This is a genomic window from Pseudomonas sp. MG-9, assembly GCF_018729515.1.
Lineage (GTDB): Bacteria > Pseudomonadota > Gammaproteobacteria > Pseudomonadales > Pseudomonadaceae > Aquipseudomonas > Aquipseudomonas serboccidentalis.
Genome location: NZ_JAHHZH010000003.1, coordinates 450323 through 465510 on the forward strand (window position 1 = coordinate 450323; position 15188 = coordinate 465510).

The following is a 15188-nucleotide window of genomic DNA, read 5'->3' on the forward strand; positions in this document are numbered from 1 at the left end:
CATGCTCTTCACCACTCAACAGGATGAGCGTTAGCTCGGCTGCAGCTCTTGATCTGCCGGCCCCTTCGGCAGGCTGAGTGGAGGGGTTTATCCGGGGGTGGGAGCGCAGCGACCGTTTGGCGAAGCCAAACACATCGAGAGGAGGTGCAGCGAAGCAAACCGTAGACGATGCCCCCGGATGAACCCCGGAACGAAGGAACCCGAGCCACGGCGAGGGCCGAACGCCGGGGCCTAGCGTTTTGGTTACTTTTTGGCGTTTGAAAAAGTGACTCGCCGTAAGGGCGAAACCGCCAGCCGCCATACCCGAAGAAACGGATATGCCCAAAAAAATCAGTCAACAGAACGCAAACTGCTGCGATACATAAAGACCAAAGCCAACCCCAGACAAACCATCGCCAACACCCGAGAAGACGAAAGCTCAATCGCCGGATTGCCCAACCAGCCAAAGTTATCAATCAACATCCCCATCCCAAGCTGGCCAACAATCACCGCCACCGTCGCCACCGCCGTGCCCACCACCGGCACCGCCCCGACCATGACCATCATGTAAACCACCCCAAACAGTGCCCCGGTCAACTGCCACTTCGGCACGTCCAACAGACTCACCGCATGCGCCGGCTCGAAAAACAGAATCAGCAACCCGGTCGTCACCGCCCCCACCACGAAGGTCAGCAAACTACTGCGCAACACCCCGACGGTCTCCCCCAGGCGCCCATTGATCGCCGCCTGCACACTCAACACCGCACCGGCCAGCACCACCACGGCCAACAAAATAACCAGACTCATCACTCAACCTCGCGCAATCAAAACCAGTGCCACCACAATCAACCCCAACGCCAGCCAGCGCTCGGCATTGACCTTCTTGCGCGTCGCGCCAAACCAGCCGAAATGGTCGATCAGCACACTCTTGCCCACCTGCCCCGAGAGAATCGCGATCATCGTCATCGCAATCCCGATATGCGGCGTCGCCAATGTCAGCACCACCACGTACATCGGCCCGAGAAAGCCGCCGATCAATTGCCAGCGCGGCAGATCGGTCAGCGCCGGGCCTTTCTGCGGCCCCGCGAACAGCAACAGCAGAAACAGAATCGCCGAGCCCACGCCGAAGATGCTCAAGGTCGCCCACAAGTGCCCGACCTGCCCCCCCAGCGGCCCGAGCAACCCCGCCTCCACCGACAAACCCATGCCCGCCAGGATCACCAGCGGCAGCAACAGCAGGCGCAACCGCGGTTTGCTCACCGGCGCCGCCACACTCACCTCATCCAACGTCTGCATAACCAAAACCCGTGCAAGTAAACGATGGCGCGGATTATCGGCTGGCGCCGCTGTGCGATAAATGGGAGCATCCGGACAACACTTTTGCGCAACTCGCACAGCAGGACGATTCATGCACGGGCTCAATGAACTCGGATTCAAGGCAATCAGGCTGTTTGTGGCGGTGCTCGACCACGGCAGTTTTTCCGAAGTGGCCCGCCGCGAGGGCGTGGCGCCCTCTTCGATTTCGCGGCAGATCCAGTTGATGGAGCAGGCACTGAACCAGCAATTGCTCTACCGCCACACCCGCGCCGTCAGCCCGACCGAGGCCGGACGCATGCTTGGTCACCACGCACGGCTGGTGCTGGTGCAACTGGAGGAGGCCGAACAGGCATTGCAGGAACAGCAAAGCGAACCCACCGGACTGGTGCGGATCAACGCGCCGGTGGTGTTCGGCCAACGGCATCTGACGCCGTGGCTCGGCAAATTGTGTGCGCGCTATCCGAAGCTGCAACTGGACATCCAGCAGACCGACCATTACGTCGACCCGTTGCAGGAAGGCGCCGACCTGCTGTTTCGCATCGGCCCGCTGCACGATTCGAGCATGCAGGCACGGATTCTCGCGCCGCACCGCTTTCAAGTCGCGGCCAGCCCGGCGTACCTCAAGCGCCACGGCACGCCGCAACATCCCGACGACCTCGCGCAGCACCAGTGCCTGGCCTACAAAGGCGCGACCGGCCAGCAGCGCTGGTTCTTCCGTCAGGACCAAGGCGACTGGACACCCTACTCGGTCAAAGGCCCGATCACCGGCAACCACGCCGACACCCTCACCCAGGCCGCCGAACAAGGCCTGGGGCTGGTGATGTTTCCGTCATGGCTGATTGGCGAAGCGGTGCGCGAAGGCTCGCTGGTGCCGGTACTGGGCGAGTATCAAGTGTCGAACAGTCTGGAGCCGCAGCAGATTGCGGTGCTGTGGCCGGGCAGCCGGCGGCTGTCGGTGAAGGTGCGTACGGTGATTGATTTCTTTGTCGAATGCTTCGGCGAAGTGCCCTACTGGGACAGACCTTGAGCCATGCACGCTCCCTGTAGGAGCTGCCGAAGGCTGCGATCTTTTGATCTTGCTTTTAAAAGATCAAAGTCAACAGATCGCAGCCTTCGGCAGCTCCTACACAGCGTTCTGCGGTAGTTTCAGATACGGAACTGGCCTACAAGTTTGCCCAGCCGCTGCCCCAGCTCCGCCAGGCTGCGCGAGGTCTGCGCACCCAACTGGGTCTCATCCGCTACGCTGTCCACCGCCACGGCGATCTGATGCACGCTGCGGTTGATCTCTTCGGCCACCGCCGTCTGCTCCTCCGCCGCACTGGCGATCTGCGCGTTCATCGAGTTGATGGTCGCAATCAGCTCTGCCATCGCATCCAGCGACGCCCCGGCCTGATTGGCCTGCGCCGAGGTGCCATCCCCCGCTTCGCTGGAACGGCGCATCGCCTCGACCGCCGACTGCGTGCCCGCCTGCAAGCGATCGATCATGCCCTGAATTTCCTGGGTGCTGATCTGTGTGCGGCTGGCCAGCGCCCGCACTTCGTCCGCCACCACCGCAAAGCCGCGCCCGGCCTCCCCGGCGCGTGCGGCTTCGATCGCGGCGTTCAGCGCCAGCAGGTTGGTCTGCTCGGCAATCGAGCGGATTACCCCGAGCACGCCGACAATCGACGACACGTCCTGCTGCAGGCTGTCGAGCGACACGCCGCTGCTGCGAATGTCATCCACCAGCGCATGAATCTGTTTGATGCTGCCGGCCACCACGCGTTTGGCGCTCTGGCCTTCTTCATCGGTCTGCTGCGCGGCGACCGCCGCGTTCTGCGCGCTCTTGGCGACTTCCTGAGCGGCGGCGGACATCTCGTTGATCGCCGTGGCGACCTGATCGGTCTCGTGACGCTGACGCTCCATCGCCTGATCGGAGCGCTGGGCCTGATCCGACACCTGGGTCACCAGGCCGGTCAGTTGCGTGGTCATCTCGGTGATCTGCCGCACCAGGCCGTGGATCTTGTCGACGAAACGGTTGAACGAGCCGGCCAGTTCGCCGAGCTCATCCTGGCTGGTGATGTTCAGCCGGCGCGTCAGGTCGCCCTCGCCTGCGGCGATATCATCGAGGTTGGCTTTCATCAGGGTCAGCGGGCGCAGAATGGTGTTGGCCAGCAGCAGGCCCGCTGCGGCGATCACCAACAGCACCAGCACCGCCACGCCGACGATGCTCAGGATCACGCCTTGCATGCGCTCCTGCACTTGCGCCTCGACCAACGCCACTTGCGCTTCAATGCCGTCGAGGTTGACCGAGGTCCCCACCGCCATGTCCCACTTCGCCAGGTATTCGGTGTAACCGAGTTTCGGCACCAGCACCTGCGCGTTGCCCGGCAGCGGCGAGCTGTATTGCAGATAGTGGGTGCCGTCCTTCGCCACGCTCACCAGACCGCGGTTGACGTAAACGCCGTTGGGGTCGCGGTTGTCCTTGAAGCTTTTGCCCACGCCTTCGGGGTCGTTGGCCTTGAACAGGCGCACAGTCTCGGAATCGTAGCCGAAGAAGTAACCGTCCTTGCCGTAGCGGATGCCCGACAGCAGCTTGATCGCCTGCGCCCGCGCTTCGTTGTCACCGGGGGCGGCTGCGTCGTACAGCGGCTTGATCGCGGTCATGGCCACGGCAACGTAACTTTGCAGCGTGGCCTTGGCGTCGACGAGCAGGCGTTCGCGGGTCTGCTCGACCTCGGTGTGCGCCTGTTGCTGGAGGATGAACAGCGTGGTCAGGCTGATGACCAGCGCAAAGAGCAACACCGGCAGGACGGCAAGGGACAGGACTTTGGCCTTGAGACTCAAGCGCATTGGGGGGCTCACTCTTTTGGTTTTATTGGCGTGGTTAAAGGCGTTAACGGCACGCGCAAGCAAAAGTTGAACCCAAAAAAAGATCGCAGCCTTCGGCAGCGCCTACAGAGATTGGTGTAGGAGCTGCCGAAGGCTGCGATCTTTTGATCTTCAGCTTTTAATCAGAGGACCATCGCGGCCACCCAGCCGAACGCCAGCAGCGGCAGGTTGTAGTGCAGGAAGGTCGGCACCACGGTGTCCCAGATGTGGTGATGCTGGCCGTCGATGTTCAGGCCGGAGGTCGGGCCGAGGGTCGAGTCCGAGGCGGGCGAACCGGCATCGCCCAACGCCCCGGCGGTGCCGACAATGCAGACGATCGCCAGCGGGCTGAAGCCCAGTTGCACGCACAGCGGCACAAAAATCGCCGCCAGAATCGGCACGGTGGAGAACGACGAACCGATGCCCATGGTCACCAGCAGCCCCACCAGCAACATCAGCAGCGCGCCGACGCCTTTGCTGTGGTTGATCCACGACGCCGACGATTCGACCAGGGTCTGCACCTGCCCGGTGGCCTTCATCACTTCGGCGAAACCGGACGCGGCAATCATGATGAAACCGATCATCGCCATCATCTTCATGCCTTCGGTGAACAGGTCATCGGTCTCGCGCCACTTGACGATGCCGGACACCGAGAAGATCAGAAAACCGACCAGCGCCCCGATAATCATCGAGTCCAGCAACAGTTGCACGATGAACGCCGCCGCAATCGCCACACCGGCAATCATCAGGCTCAACGGGTTGTACTGCACCGCCACCTGCTCGACCTGCTCGATCTTCGCCAGGTCGTAGACGCGCTTCTTGCGATAGCTGATGAACGCCATCGCCAGGCCGAACACCATGCCCAGCGCCGGAATGCCCATGGCGTGGGTGACGTTGATGCCACTGATGTCGACGCCGCTGCGCGCGACGTTGGCCAGCAGGATTTCATTGAGGAAGATGTTACCGAAACCCACCGGCAGGAACATGTACGGGGTGATCAGGCCGAACGTCATGACGCAGGCGATCAGGCGGCGATCGAGTTGCAACTTGGTCAGCACATATAAAAGCGGCGGCACCAACAACGGAATGAACGCAATGTGGATCGGCAGGATGTTCTGCGAAGCAATCGCCACCACCCAGAGCAGGCCGATCAACAGCCATTTGACGTTACCGCCACCGGTCGCATGTTGCCGATCAACCATCGCCAGCGCCTTGTCGGCCAATGCATGGGCCAGGCCGGACTTGGCAATCGCCACGGCGAAAGCGCCGAGCAACGCGTAGGACAACGCCACGGTCGCCCCGCCGCCCAGGCCGCTGTTGAACGCCTTGAGCGTGGCGTCGATGCCCAGGCCACCGGTCAGGCCACCGACCAACGCACCGACGATCAGGGCGATCACCACGTGCACACGGGACAGGCTGAGGATCAGCATGACGCCGACCGCAGCAATCACTGCATTCATTTCACTACCTCAAAAACACGGCGATAAAACCATCACCGCCAGACAGAATGAGTCCGCCCACGGAGCACCGGCGGATTTGCAAAGAGGGTCTTATTAGAAGGGCGCGCACTGTGCCGCAGAGTGGCGGCGGTGTCAAAGCGAGCGGCTGAACTGAATGTAACTATCAACGCAGAACCCTGTGGCGAGGGGGCTTGCCCCGTTCGACTGCGCAGCAGTCGCAATACAAGTGAACTCGTTTTGGCTGCAGGAATTCGGGGCCGCTTTGCGACCCAACGGGGGCAAGCCCCCTCACCACAGGTATCTGATCGCCTGCATGAGTATCGCTGACATGCGGCAATCGGCCCTATTGCGCTGCCAACATAAAGAAAGCCGAAACGCAGCCGTTACAGTGCAAAGTCTCAGATATTTATCGAATAAGGACGTCGCCATGTCGCTCAGACAACTTTCCATTCAATGGAAAATCACCCTGCTCGCCGGCCTTTGCCTGGCGGGCATCGTGACCCTGCTGGTGGGTCTTTCGCTGTACCGCATGGAGCACAGCTCCGAGCTGGTGAAAGCTTCGAGCATGGAGATGCTGACCGAGTCGGCCCAGGCGCGCATTGAATCGCAAGGTGAAGTGCAGGCTGCCGGCATTCGCCAGCAGTTCATGGACGCCTATCAATACGGCCACGGGTTCTCGCGTCAGGTGCTGTTTTTGCGTGAACAGGCAGAAAAGCGCTTCCTCGATGCCTTCGACCTGCGCGAAGACATGACCCGTCAGGTCAAATCCGCGCTGCAGGCCAACCCGGAACTGCTCGGCCTGTCGCTGGTGTTCGAAGCCAACGCGCTGGACGGCAAGGATGAACTGTTCGCCGGTCAGGCCGAGCTGGGCAGCAACGACAAGGGCCGTTTCGCCCTGTACTGGTCGCAACCGACCCCGGGCAAAGTCACCTCGATGGCCCTGCCGGAAAGCGACATGGCCGACACCAGCACCGGCCCCAGCGGTCAGGCCGCCAACGCCTGGTTCACCTGCCCGCGCACCACGCTCAAGCCGTGCGTGATCGAACCGTACTTCTACGTGATCGACGGCCAGAACGTGCTGATGACCAGCATCGTCTTCCCGCTGATAGTCAATGGCAAAGTCATCGCCTCGCTGTCGGTGGACATCAACCTCAACAGCCTGCAAGCGATCAGCCAGGGCGCGAGCAAGAAGCTCTATGACGGCCAGACCGCCGTGAGCATCATCAGCCCCACCGGCCTGCTCGCCGGTTACAGCCCGGACGCCGGCAAGCTGAGCAAGCGTCTGGATGCCGTGGACACCGTCAGCGGCGCCGAACTGCTGCGTCAACTCACGGCCAGCAGCAGCGTCAGCAGCCTGCACAGCAACGGCCAGCTGAAAGTGCTGTCGCCGTTCCAGCCGATCCCCGGCGGCCCGTCGTGGGCCGTGTTGCTCGACGTGCCGGAAAAGGTTCTGGTCAGCCGCGCCGAAGCGCTCAAGCAGCAACTGGATGCGAGCAACCATTCAGGCACCCTGATCGAACTGAGCCTCGGCGTGCTCGCGGCATTGGTCGGCCTGCTGCTGGTGTGGCTGATGGCGCGCAGCGTGACCCGGCCGATCCTCGGCGTGGCCAACATGCTCGAAGACATTGCCAGCGGTGAAGGTGATCTGACCCGCCGCCTGGCCTACGACAAGCAGGACGAACTCGGTCAACTGGCCGGTTGGTTCAACAAGTTCCTCGACAAGTTGCAGCCGATCATCGCCGAAGTGAAACGCTCGGTGCAGGACGCGCGCAACACCGCCGACCAGTCCTCGGCCATCGCCACCCAGACCAGCGCCGGCATGGAGCAGCAATACCGCCAGGTCGATCAGGTCGCCACCGCGTCCCACGAAATGAGCGCCACCGCGCAAGACGTCGCCCGCAGCGCCGCGCAGGCTGCCGAGGCCGCCAAGGATGCTGATCGCGCCACGCGTCAGGGCCTGACCGTGATCGACCGCACCACCGCGAGCATCGACACCCTCGCCGCCGACATGAGCGCGGCGATGGTCCAGGTCGAAGGCCTGGCCGCCAACAGCGAGAAGATCGGCACCGTGCTGGAAACCATCCGCGCCATCGCCGAACAGACCAACCTGCTGGCGCTCAACGCGGCGATCGAAGCGGCGCGTGCCGGTGAAGCCGGGCGTGGTTTTGCCGTGGTCGCCGACGAAGTGCGCAACCTCGCCCGCCGCACGCAAGAGTCGGTGGAAGAAACCCGTCAGGTGATCGAACAACTGCAGACCGGTACCCAGGACGTGGTCGGTTCCATGGGCAATAGCCATCGCCAGGCTCAGGGCAGTGTCGAACAGGTCGGGCAAGCGGTGACCGCACTGCGCCAGATCGGCGATGCGGTGACGGTGATCAGCGACATGAACTTGCAGATCGCCAGCGCGGCGGAGGAACAGAGCGCAGTGGCCGAGGAGATCAACAACAACGTGGCGACCATTCGCGACGTGACTGAATCGCTGTCCGGGCAGGCCAACGAGTCGGCGCGGGTGAGCCAGTCGCTGAACAGCCTGGCGAATCAGCAGCAGAGTCTGATGGATCAGTTCCGCGTCTGACAGTTCCCCGCTATTTCACTGTAGGAGCTGCCGCAGGCTGCGATCTTTTGATCTTGTTTTTTAAAAATCCAAAGTCAAAAGATCGCAGCCTGCGGCAGCTCCTACAGGGATTAGCGGCGTGGCAACTCGATCACCACCTTCAACCCGCCCCACTCGCTCTCGCCCAACACCAGCAACCCGCCCCACGTCTCGACGATATCCCGGACAATCCCCAGCCCCAAGCCATGCCCGTGGGTTTGTTCATCCAGCCGCGTGCCCCGGCTGAACACCTGAGCGCGCTGCTCTTCGGGGATCCCCGGGCCGTCATCTTCCACGCTCAGGGCAAAGCCGTCGGTACGCTCGATCACACTCAAGCGCACCTCGGCGTCTGCCCATTTACAGGCGTTGTCCAGCAGGTTGCCGAGCAGCTCCAGCAGATCCTCACGATCCCACGGCAGTTGCAGCCCCGGTGGCGCGACGTAGCTCAAGCTCAAGTGCTCGCCGTGGATCATGTTCAGCGTCGCCAACAGTCCCGGCAGTTCCGCATCGCAATCGAACAGTGCACCGGGCAGCGCATCACCGGATAACCGCGCACGATTGAGTTCACGATTAAGCCGCTGCTGCACCTGTTCCAGCTGTTCCTTGAGGATCTTGCGTAACTCGGGATGGGCATCGAGTTTTTCGCTCGAAGCCAGACTCAACAGCACCGCCAATGGCGTTTTCAAGGCATGGCCCAGATTGCCCAGTGCATTGCGCGAGCGCTTGAGGCTGTCTTCGGTGTGCGCCAGCAAATGGTTGATCTGCGCCACCAGCGGTTCCAGCTCGACCGGCACCTGATCGTCGAGTTGCGAACGCTGGCCCTGCTGCAACTGGGCGATCTGCTCGCGGGCGCGTTCCAGCGGGCGCAAGGCGCGGCGCACGGTGATGCGCTGCAGCAGCAGGATCAGCAGCAAACCGGTCAGCCCGAGGCCGAGGCCGATCTGACGCATGCGCTGAAAACTCTCGCGCACCGGGGTGTAATCCTGGGCGACGCTGATCGAGATCGACTGCCCGAGGCGCCGGTAATCGGAACGCAACACCAGCAACTGCTGACCGTCCGGGCCCAGTTGCAGGTTGCTGTGCAGGCCAGGATGCTCAAGCAGCGGCAAGTCCTGATCCCACAGCGAACGCGAACGCCAATGGCTGTCGGCAAAATCGATGCGGAAGTAATGCCCGGAAAACGGTCGCTGATACGCCGGCGACAGGTGTCGCTCATCCAGCTGCAAACCTTGCGGGCCACGCACCAGCGCCACCAGCAGACTTTCGCTGTCGTTGCGCAGGCCGGCTTCCAGATAACGCTGCAGCCCCACTTCGAACAACCACAGGCTGGTTTGCGCCAGCACCAGGCCGACGATCACCATCACGCTGATCAACCCCAGGCTCAAACGGCGCTGGATCGACCTCACGAAGCTTGCCCGCCGAACAGGTAACCCTGGCCGCGACGGGTTTCGATCACGGCTTTGCCCAGCTTGCGCCGCAGGTGATTGACGTGGACTTCAAGGACGTTGGAATCACGCTCGGTCTCGCCGTCGTAAAGGTGCTCGGCGAGGTGGGTTTTCGACAGGATCTGTTCCGGGTGCAGCATGAAATAACGCAGCAGGCGGAATTCGGCGGCGGTCAGTTGAATCTCGCTGCCGTCGCGAATCACACACTGGCGACCCTCATCCAGATGCAGGCCGGCCGCCTTCAGCGTTGGCTGGTTGGCCTGGCCCTTGGAACGACGCAACAGCGATTGCACCCGCAGGTGCAGCTCTTCGGGGTGGAACGGTTTGGTCAGATAATCGTCGGCACCGGCCTTCAGGCCTTCGATGCGCTCGGCCCAGGAATCGCGGGCGGTGAGGATCAGCACCGGGGTCGACAGCCCACCGGCACGCCATTGCGCCAGCACCTCCAACCCGGGCACGCCGGGCAGGCCGAGGTCGAGAATGATCAGGTCATAGGGCTCGCTGCTACCCTGATAGACCGCATCGCGCCCGTCCGCCAGCCAGTCCACCGCATACCCCTGACGCTGCAGACCGGCGAGCAATTCGTCGGCCAGCGGCACGTGGTCTTCCACCAGAAGTAAACGCATCGTTCAATCTTCCTTGTCTTTCACTAATTCGCCGCTGTCGGCCTTCAGGTGCAGTTCGCGCGCGACGCCCTCGACGGTCAGCAGTTCGACTTCATAAACATAGACGTCGTGCTTTTCCTCCAGCTCGACTTCCAGCAGTTTGGCCCCCGGATAGCGATCCAGCGCCTTTTGCAGCACTTGCTCCAGCGGCAGGATCACACCCTGCTGCCGCAGGCGCAGGGCTTCGTCCTGGTCCAGGTCGCGGGCCACCGCCACCGAGCAGAATGCCAATAGCACCAGGGCCAGGCGGCTCCCGGTGCGTGGCTGTAACAAATACGGCTTCATTAAGTATCCTGATGATCCCTGAGCACTTGCCCACTGACCGCATCCAGTTCCAGGTCCCACTTCAGCCCTTGCGGGTCACGCATTTCGATCTGGTAGATGTACTTGCCGTACTGCTCTTCCAGCTCGGTATCGGTGATGGTCGAACCCGGGTGTCTGGCCAGCGCCGTGGCGTTGAGCTTCTCGAAGGAGACGATAGTACCAGCGTCGCGCAGGCGCAGGGCTTCATCGGGGCCAAGATCGCGGGCGTGGGCGAGGCTGGCGGTCAGGCCGATGATCGTGGCAATGGACAGGGCAGTCAGGGTTTTCATGGGTGTCTCCGTATTTTTATGTGCAGCTACGGTGGGCACCTTAGCGGGATGAACTTAACTGAAACTGAATTGCCATCATTGCCCTGGCTCAACACATTTTCCCCTGTAGGAGCTGCCGGAGGCTGCGATCTTTTGATCTTGCTTTTAAAAGTCAAAAGATCGCAGCCTCCGGCAGCTCCTACAAAAGCGGCAACATGTGCTTATAATTGTTCGCTTGCTAACGATCGAGACCGGTATGACCGCCATCCACATCAAGTTCCCCGCCCTCACCCTCAAGGCCGGCCCCCGGGCCATGGCGCGTATTCGTGCCCAGGGCCTGAACGCCGCTGACGTCGGCACACTGCCCGGTGCGGCAGGTGGTCCGAAGGCGTTGGGGATTCAGGGGCTGGATCTGGCGCTGTTCGGCGAATGGCTGCCGAGCGCGCCGCGTGAGCGCTCGCTGATCGGTGCGTCGGTCGGCTCCTGGCGCTTCGCCAGCGCCTGTCTGCCGGACGCCGCCGAAGGCATCCGCCGGCTCGGCCAGCTGTACGCCGAGCAGAATTTCAACAAGGGCGTGACCATGGCCGAGATCAGCCAGAGCTCGCAGCGCATGCTCAATGACCTGCTCGACGGCCGCGACGCCAGCATCCTCAACAACGCCGACTACCGCCTGAACATCATGGTGGTCAAAAGCCACGGGCGCCTGGCCGACGACCATCGCGGCCGCCTCGGTCTGGCGCTGGGTTCGGTGATTGCCGATAACCTGCGCGGCCGCGCACGGCTGTCGCGACACTTCGAACGCCTGATCATTCACGACCCGCGCCTCGCCCCGCCGGTCAATGCGCTGCATGACTTCCCGTCGCGCTTCGTCGCCCTCAATGCGAGCAACCTGCGTCAAGCGCTGCTGGCCTCCGGTTCGATCCCGATGGTCATGGAAGGCGTGCGCGACCTGCCGGGCGCCGGTGCCGGCACGTTCCGCGATGGCGGCCTGCTCGACTATCACCTCGACCTGCCCTACAGCGGCGACGGCATCGTGCTCTATCCGCACTTCACCGACCGGGTGATCCCCGGCTGGTTCGACAAGACCCTGCCCTGGCGCCGTGCCTCGGTCGAGCGCTTGCAGGACGTGCTGTTGCTCGCGCCGTCGAAGGAGTACCTGGCGCGCCTGCCCTACGGCAAACTGCCCGACCGCAACGACTTCAAGCGCTTCATGGGCGATGCGCCGAGCCGGCAGAAATACTGGCACGCGGCGATGGACGAGAGCCGGCGACTGGGCGACGAATTTCTCGAGCTGAGCGCCAACGGTCGCCTCGCCGAGCGCTTGCTGACCCTTTAGTCAGTGTTTTCCCGCATCGCCAAACACAAGCTGGTAAACTCGCCGCCTGCCCGAATCGCTGCGGCGAACGCCACCTGAACAGAGCCGAAAATACTGTGGAAATCTTCAAGGAATTTACATTCGAGTCCGCCCACCGCCTGCCGCACGTACCGGACGGCCACAAGTGCGGTCGCCTGCACGGTCACTCGTTCAAGGTAGCGATTCACCTGAGCGGCGACCTCGATCCGCACACCGGCTGGATCCGCGATTTCTCCGAGATCAAGGCGATCTTCAAGCCGCTGTACGAGCGTCTCGATCACAACTACCTGAACGATATTCCCGGCCTGGAAAACCCGACCAGCGAAGTGCTGGCCAAATTCATCTGGAATGAACTGAAGCCACTGCTGCCGGAACTGAGCGCGATCCGGATTCACGAGACGTGCACCAGCGGTTGCATTTATCGCGGTGAGTGATTCAACACCGATTCCCTTGTAGGAGCTGCCGCAGGCTGCGATCTTTTGATCTTGATTTTTAAGATCAAAAGATCGCAGCCTGCGGCAGCTCCTACAGGAAATGGTGTTGGTCAGGAAAATAGAGAACAGCCTTCACGGCTGTTTTTTTATGCCTATGCTTTTTGGCTCAAACCCGCCAAGAGGACAGGCCGATGACGGACTGGCTGCTGGATCAGGTCTTTGACTTCAACGGGCATCAAGTGCGCCATGCCGTGCGCGGTGACGGCCCGCCGCTGGTGTTCGTGCATGGCACACCGTTTTCGTCCTACGTGTGGCACCGCATCGCGCCGTATTTCTTTACCAGTCACCGGGTGCATTATTTCGACCTGCTGGGTTACGGGCGCTCCGCGCAACCGGAGGCCGATGTCTCGCTCGGCGTGCAGAATCAGCTACTGGCGCAGTTGCTCGATCACTGGAACCTCCAGCGCCCGGACGTCGTCGCCCATGACTTCGGCGGCGCCACCGCGTTGCGCACGCATTTGCTCAATGGCAAGGACTACCGCAGCCTCACGCTGATCGATCCGGTGGCGCTGACGCCGTGGGGTTCGCCGTTCGTGCAGCATGTGCGCCAGCATGAAGCGGCGTTCAGCGGGCTGCCGGATTACATCCAGCGCGCCATCGTCCCGACGTATATTCGCGGGGCGATTCACCGCGACATCCCCGACGCCGAACTGGCGCCCTACGTGCAACCGTGGCTCGGCGATCCGGGGCAAGCGGCGTTCTATCGGCAGATCGCGCAGATGGACGAGCGCTACACCCGTGAGGCCGAAGGTTTGTACCCAACGATTCGCTGCCCGGTGCAGATTCTTTGGGGCGAAGACGATCAGTGGATTCCCGTCGAGCGTGGCCGCGCGTTACAGCAGATGATCCCGGGGTCACGATTTCACCCGATCCCCGACGCCGGCCACCTCGTTCAGGAAGACGCCCCCGAAGCCATCGTCGCCGCCCTGCTGCGCTTCCTCTGACCCAACACCTATCCACCTGTAGGAGCTGCCGAAGGCTGCGATCTTTTGATTTTGCTTTTTAAAACAAGATCAAAAGATCGCAGCCTTCGGCAGCTCCTACATTGGGCCTCGGTCTGTTCAGGTGCACTGTTTTCGCGCCTGCCGACGCGACTCGTCTATACATAACCCGCGCCACCCGGCATTTGGCACGACCACTGCAACCCTCCCCCGCGTCTCCTCCCTTCCAGCAAGGACCGCCCCATGACGCAGAACGATCCTGGTAACGATTACCCGCTCAGCGAAGTCCCCATGCATGCCCGCAAAGGCCTGGCCTCCACGGCCATGGTCTTGCTCGGTTTCACGTTTTTCACCGCGACCATGTTTGCCGGCGGCAAGCTCGGTGTGGCGTTCAGTTTCAGCGAGATGCTTGTGGTGATCATCGTCGGCAATCTGCTGCTCGGGCTGTACGCGGCAGGCCTGGGGTACATCGCCTTCAAGAGCGGTCTCAACTCGGTGCTGATGGGGCGGTTCTGTTTCGGTGAGGTCGGCAGCAAGCTCAGCGACCTGATCCTCGGTTTCACCCAGATCGGCTGGTACGCCTGGGGCACCGCGACCGCTGCCGTGGTGATTGGCAAATACTTCGCCCTGGATCAAGGCACGGTGCTCGGCCTGATGGTGCTGTTCGGCCTGATGTTCTGCGCCACGGCGTATGTCGGTTATCGCGGCCTGGAGATCCTGTCGTACATCGCGGTGCCGGCAATGATGTTGCTGTTGATGCTGTCGATGTGGGTGGCAACGGTGAAAGTCGGCGGCCTCGAAGGTTTGCTCAGTGTGGTGCCGACGGGTTCGCTGGATTGGTCGACCGCCATCACCCTGGTGTTCGGCACCTTCGTCAGCGGCGCGACCCAGGCGACCAACTGGACACGCTTCTCGCGTTCGGCGCGGGTGGCGGTGCTGGCCAGTCTGATCGGTTTCTTCGTCGGCAACGGCCTGATGGTGCTGATCGGCGCCTACGGTGCGATCGTCTATCAACAGCCGGACGTGGTTGAAGTGTTGCTGCTGCAAGGGTTCGCCATGGCCGCGATGGCGATGCTGTTGCTCAATATCTGGAGCACTCAGGACAACACCATCTACAACTTCGCCGTCGCCGGTTGCAACCTGCTGCGCACCGGGCGACGCAAGACCGTGACTCTGGCGGGCGCGGTGATCGGCACCCTGCTCGCCTTGCTGGGCATGTACGACATGCTGGTGCCGTACCTGATTCTGCTGGGCACGGTGATCCCGCCGATTGGCGGAGTGATCATGGCCGACTTTTTCTTCCGTTGGCGCGGGCGCTATCCGCGTCTGGCCGACGCACGGCTGCCGGCGTTCAACTGGCCGGGGCTGGGGGCTTACGCGGTCGGCACGCTCGCTGCGTTCCACTCGCCGTGGGTCGCGCCGCTGGTAGGGATTGCCGCCGCCGCGCTAACGTATGTCATCGTCACCGGCCTGCTCGGCGCCCGTCGCGCCACTGCGCCACTACAAGACCTATAAGAAGGA

General features: G+C 62.3%; 14 protein-coding genes and 1 pseudogene. 7 read left to right on the forward strand and 8 right to left on the reverse strand.

The genetic code is table 11. From position 1 onward, the window contains the following. Nucleotides 1-330: 330 nt before the first annotated feature. Both KKQ10_RS10290 and KKQ10_RS10295 read right to left on the reverse strand, forming a co-directional pair. A complete protein-coding gene (locus KKQ10_RS10290; RefSeq protein ID WP_215501017.1) occupies nt 331-786 on the reverse strand; it encodes a DMT family transporter in 456 nt (151 codons plus the stop codon). Nucleotides 787-789: 3 nt separating this feature from the next. Then, nucleotides 790-1275, reverse strand: a complete 486-nt coding sequence (locus tag KKQ10_RS10295; protein WP_127652212.1) for a DMT family transporter — start codon at nt 1273-1275, stop codon at nt 790-792. Between the two features lie 112 nt (nt 1276-1387). On the opposite strand from KKQ10_RS10295, the gene KKQ10_RS10300 reads away from it, so the two are divergent. Further along, nucleotides 1388-2323: a LysR family transcriptional regulator gene (locus KKQ10_RS10300; RefSeq protein ID WP_215501018.1), complete on the forward strand. Its 936-nt coding sequence runs from the start codon at nt 1388-1390 to the stop codon at nt 2321-2323. A gap of 119 nt (nt 2324-2442) precedes the next feature. Here the strand turns inward: KKQ10_RS10300 and ctpM are convergent, their stop codons facing one another. Both ctpM and KKQ10_RS10310 read right to left on the reverse strand, forming a co-directional pair. Next, entirely contained in the window at nt 2443-4125 is a 1683-nt protein-coding gene (gene ctpM, locus KKQ10_RS10305) for a methyl-accepting chemotaxis protein CtpM (RefSeq protein WP_215501019.1), read from the reverse strand. Nucleotides 4126-4286: 161 nt separating this feature from the next. Further along, the gene (locus tag KKQ10_RS10310; RefSeq protein WP_215501020.1) at nt 4287-5603 is read right to left on the reverse strand and encodes a Na+/H+ antiporter family protein; all 1317 of its coding nucleotides are present in this window, start codon (nt 5601-5603) and stop codon (nt 4287-4289) included. A gap of 1570 nt (nt 5604-7173) precedes the next feature. Between KKQ10_RS10310 and KKQ10_RS28705 the strand changes: the two are divergent. Beyond that, nucleotides 7174-7320: pseudogene (locus KKQ10_RS28705) on the forward strand (HAMP domain-containing protein); the annotation flags it as partial. Between the two features lie 102 nt (nt 7321-7422). Next, a complete protein-coding gene (locus KKQ10_RS28710) occupies nt 7423-8178 on the forward strand; it encodes a methyl-accepting chemotaxis protein (RefSeq protein ID WP_371262551.1) in 756 nt (251 codons plus the stop codon). A gap of 110 nt (nt 8179-8288) precedes the next feature. Here KKQ10_RS28710 and KKQ10_RS10320 read toward each other — a convergent pair whose 3' ends face one another. Genes KKQ10_RS10320 through KKQ10_RS10335 form a run of 4 tightly spaced genes read right to left on the reverse strand, consistent with a single transcriptional unit; the run spans nt 8289 to nt 10899 of the window. Continuing rightward, on the reverse strand, nt 8289-9602 hold the full coding sequence (locus KKQ10_RS10320; protein ID WP_215501022.1) for a sensor histidine kinase: 1314 nt from the start codon (nt 9600-9602) through the stop codon (nt 8289-8291). Further along, nucleotides 9599-10267: a response regulator transcription factor gene (locus KKQ10_RS10325; RefSeq protein ID WP_127652218.1), complete on the reverse strand. Its 669-nt coding sequence runs from the start codon at nt 10265-10267 to the stop codon at nt 9599-9601. Before KKQ10_RS10325 ends, KKQ10_RS10320 begins: the two co-directional genes overlap by 4 nt. 3 nt (nt 10268-10270) lie before the next feature. Further along, nucleotides 10271-10591, reverse strand: a complete 321-nt coding sequence (locus KKQ10_RS10330) for a PepSY domain-containing protein (RefSeq protein ID WP_127652219.1) — start codon at nt 10589-10591, stop codon at nt 10271-10273. Further along, nucleotides 10591-10899, reverse strand: coding sequence for a PepSY domain-containing protein (locus tag KKQ10_RS10335; RefSeq protein WP_127652220.1), 309 nt, complete (start codon nt 10897-10899; stop codon nt 10591-10593). Before KKQ10_RS10335 ends, KKQ10_RS10330 begins: the two co-directional genes overlap by 1 nt. A 235-nt stretch (nt 10900-11134) precedes the next feature. Between KKQ10_RS10335 and KKQ10_RS10340 the strand changes: the two genes are divergently transcribed. From KKQ10_RS10340 to codB, 4 genes are all read left to right on the forward strand, one after another. Beyond that, entirely contained in the window at nt 11135-12214 is a 1080-nt protein-coding gene (locus tag KKQ10_RS10340) for a patatin-like phospholipase family protein (protein ID WP_127652221.1), read from the forward strand. Nucleotides 12215-12309: 95 nt separating this feature from the next. Beyond that, nucleotides 12310-12666 carry a 6-carboxytetrahydropterin synthase QueD gene (gene queD / locus KKQ10_RS10345; RefSeq protein WP_007955941.1) on the forward strand — a complete coding sequence of 119 codons (357 nt, stop codon included), beginning with the start codon at nt 12310-12312 and terminating at the stop codon, nt 12664-12666. Between the two features lie 191 nt (nt 12667-12857). Beyond that, on the forward strand, nt 12858-13670 hold the full coding sequence (locus KKQ10_RS10350; RefSeq protein ID WP_215501023.1) for an alpha/beta fold hydrolase: 813 nt from the start codon (nt 12858-12860) through the stop codon (nt 13668-13670). A 240-nt stretch (nt 13671-13910) separates the two neighbouring features. Further along, on the forward strand, nt 13911-15182 hold the full coding sequence (gene codB / locus KKQ10_RS10355; RefSeq protein ID WP_215501024.1) for a cytosine permease: 1272 nt from the start codon (nt 13911-13913) through the stop codon (nt 15180-15182). The last annotated feature ends 6 nt before the right edge of the window (nt 15183-15188 follow it).

What these genes read in the sequence shown, in the direction of transcription:
- KKQ10_RS10335 (WP_127652220.1), bottom strand. Translation starts at nt 10,899, where the DNA reads ATGAAAACCCTGACTGCCCTGTCCATTGCCACGATCATCGGCCTGACC.
- KKQ10_RS10330 (WP_127652219.1), bottom strand. Translation starts at nt 10,591, where the DNA reads ATGAAGCCGTATTTGTTACAGCCACGCACCGGGAGCCGCCTGGCCCTG.
- codB (WP_215501024.1), top strand. Translation starts at nt 13,911, where the DNA reads ATGACGCAGAACGATCCTGGTAACGATTACCCGCTCAGCGAAGTCCCC.
- ctpM (WP_215501019.1), bottom strand. Translation starts at nt 4,125, where the DNA reads ATGCGCTTGAGTCTCAAGGCCAAAGTCCTGTCCCTTGCCGTCCTGCCG.
- KKQ10_RS10295 (WP_127652212.1), bottom strand. Translation starts at nt 1,275, where the DNA reads ATGCAGACGTTGGATGAGGTGAGTGTGGCGGCGCCGGTGAGCAAACCG.
- KKQ10_RS10350 (WP_215501023.1), top strand. Translation starts at nt 12,858, where the DNA reads ATGACGGACTGGCTGCTGGATCAGGTCTTTGACTTCAACGGGCATCAA.
- KKQ10_RS10310 (WP_215501020.1), bottom strand. Translation starts at nt 5,603, where the DNA reads ATGAATGCAGTGATTGCTGCGGTCGGCGTCATGCTGATCCTCAGCCTG.
- KKQ10_RS10325 (WP_127652218.1), bottom strand. Translation starts at nt 10,267, where the DNA reads ATGCGTTTACTTCTGGTGGAAGACCACGTGCCGCTGGCCGACGAATTG.
- KKQ10_RS10300 (WP_215501018.1), top strand. Translation starts at nt 1,388, where the DNA reads ATGCACGGGCTCAATGAACTCGGATTCAAGGCAATCAGGCTGTTTGTG.
- KKQ10_RS28710 (WP_371262551.1), top strand. Translation starts at nt 7,423, where the DNA reads ATGGAGCAGCAATACCGCCAGGTCGATCAGGTCGCCACCGCGTCCCAC.
- KKQ10_RS10290 (WP_215501017.1), bottom strand. Translation starts at nt 786, where the DNA reads ATGAGTCTGGTTATTTTGTTGGCCGTGGTGGTGCTGGCCGGTGCGGTG.
- KKQ10_RS10340 (WP_127652221.1), top strand. Translation starts at nt 11,135, where the DNA reads ATGACCGCCATCCACATCAAGTTCCCCGCCCTCACCCTCAAGGCCGGC.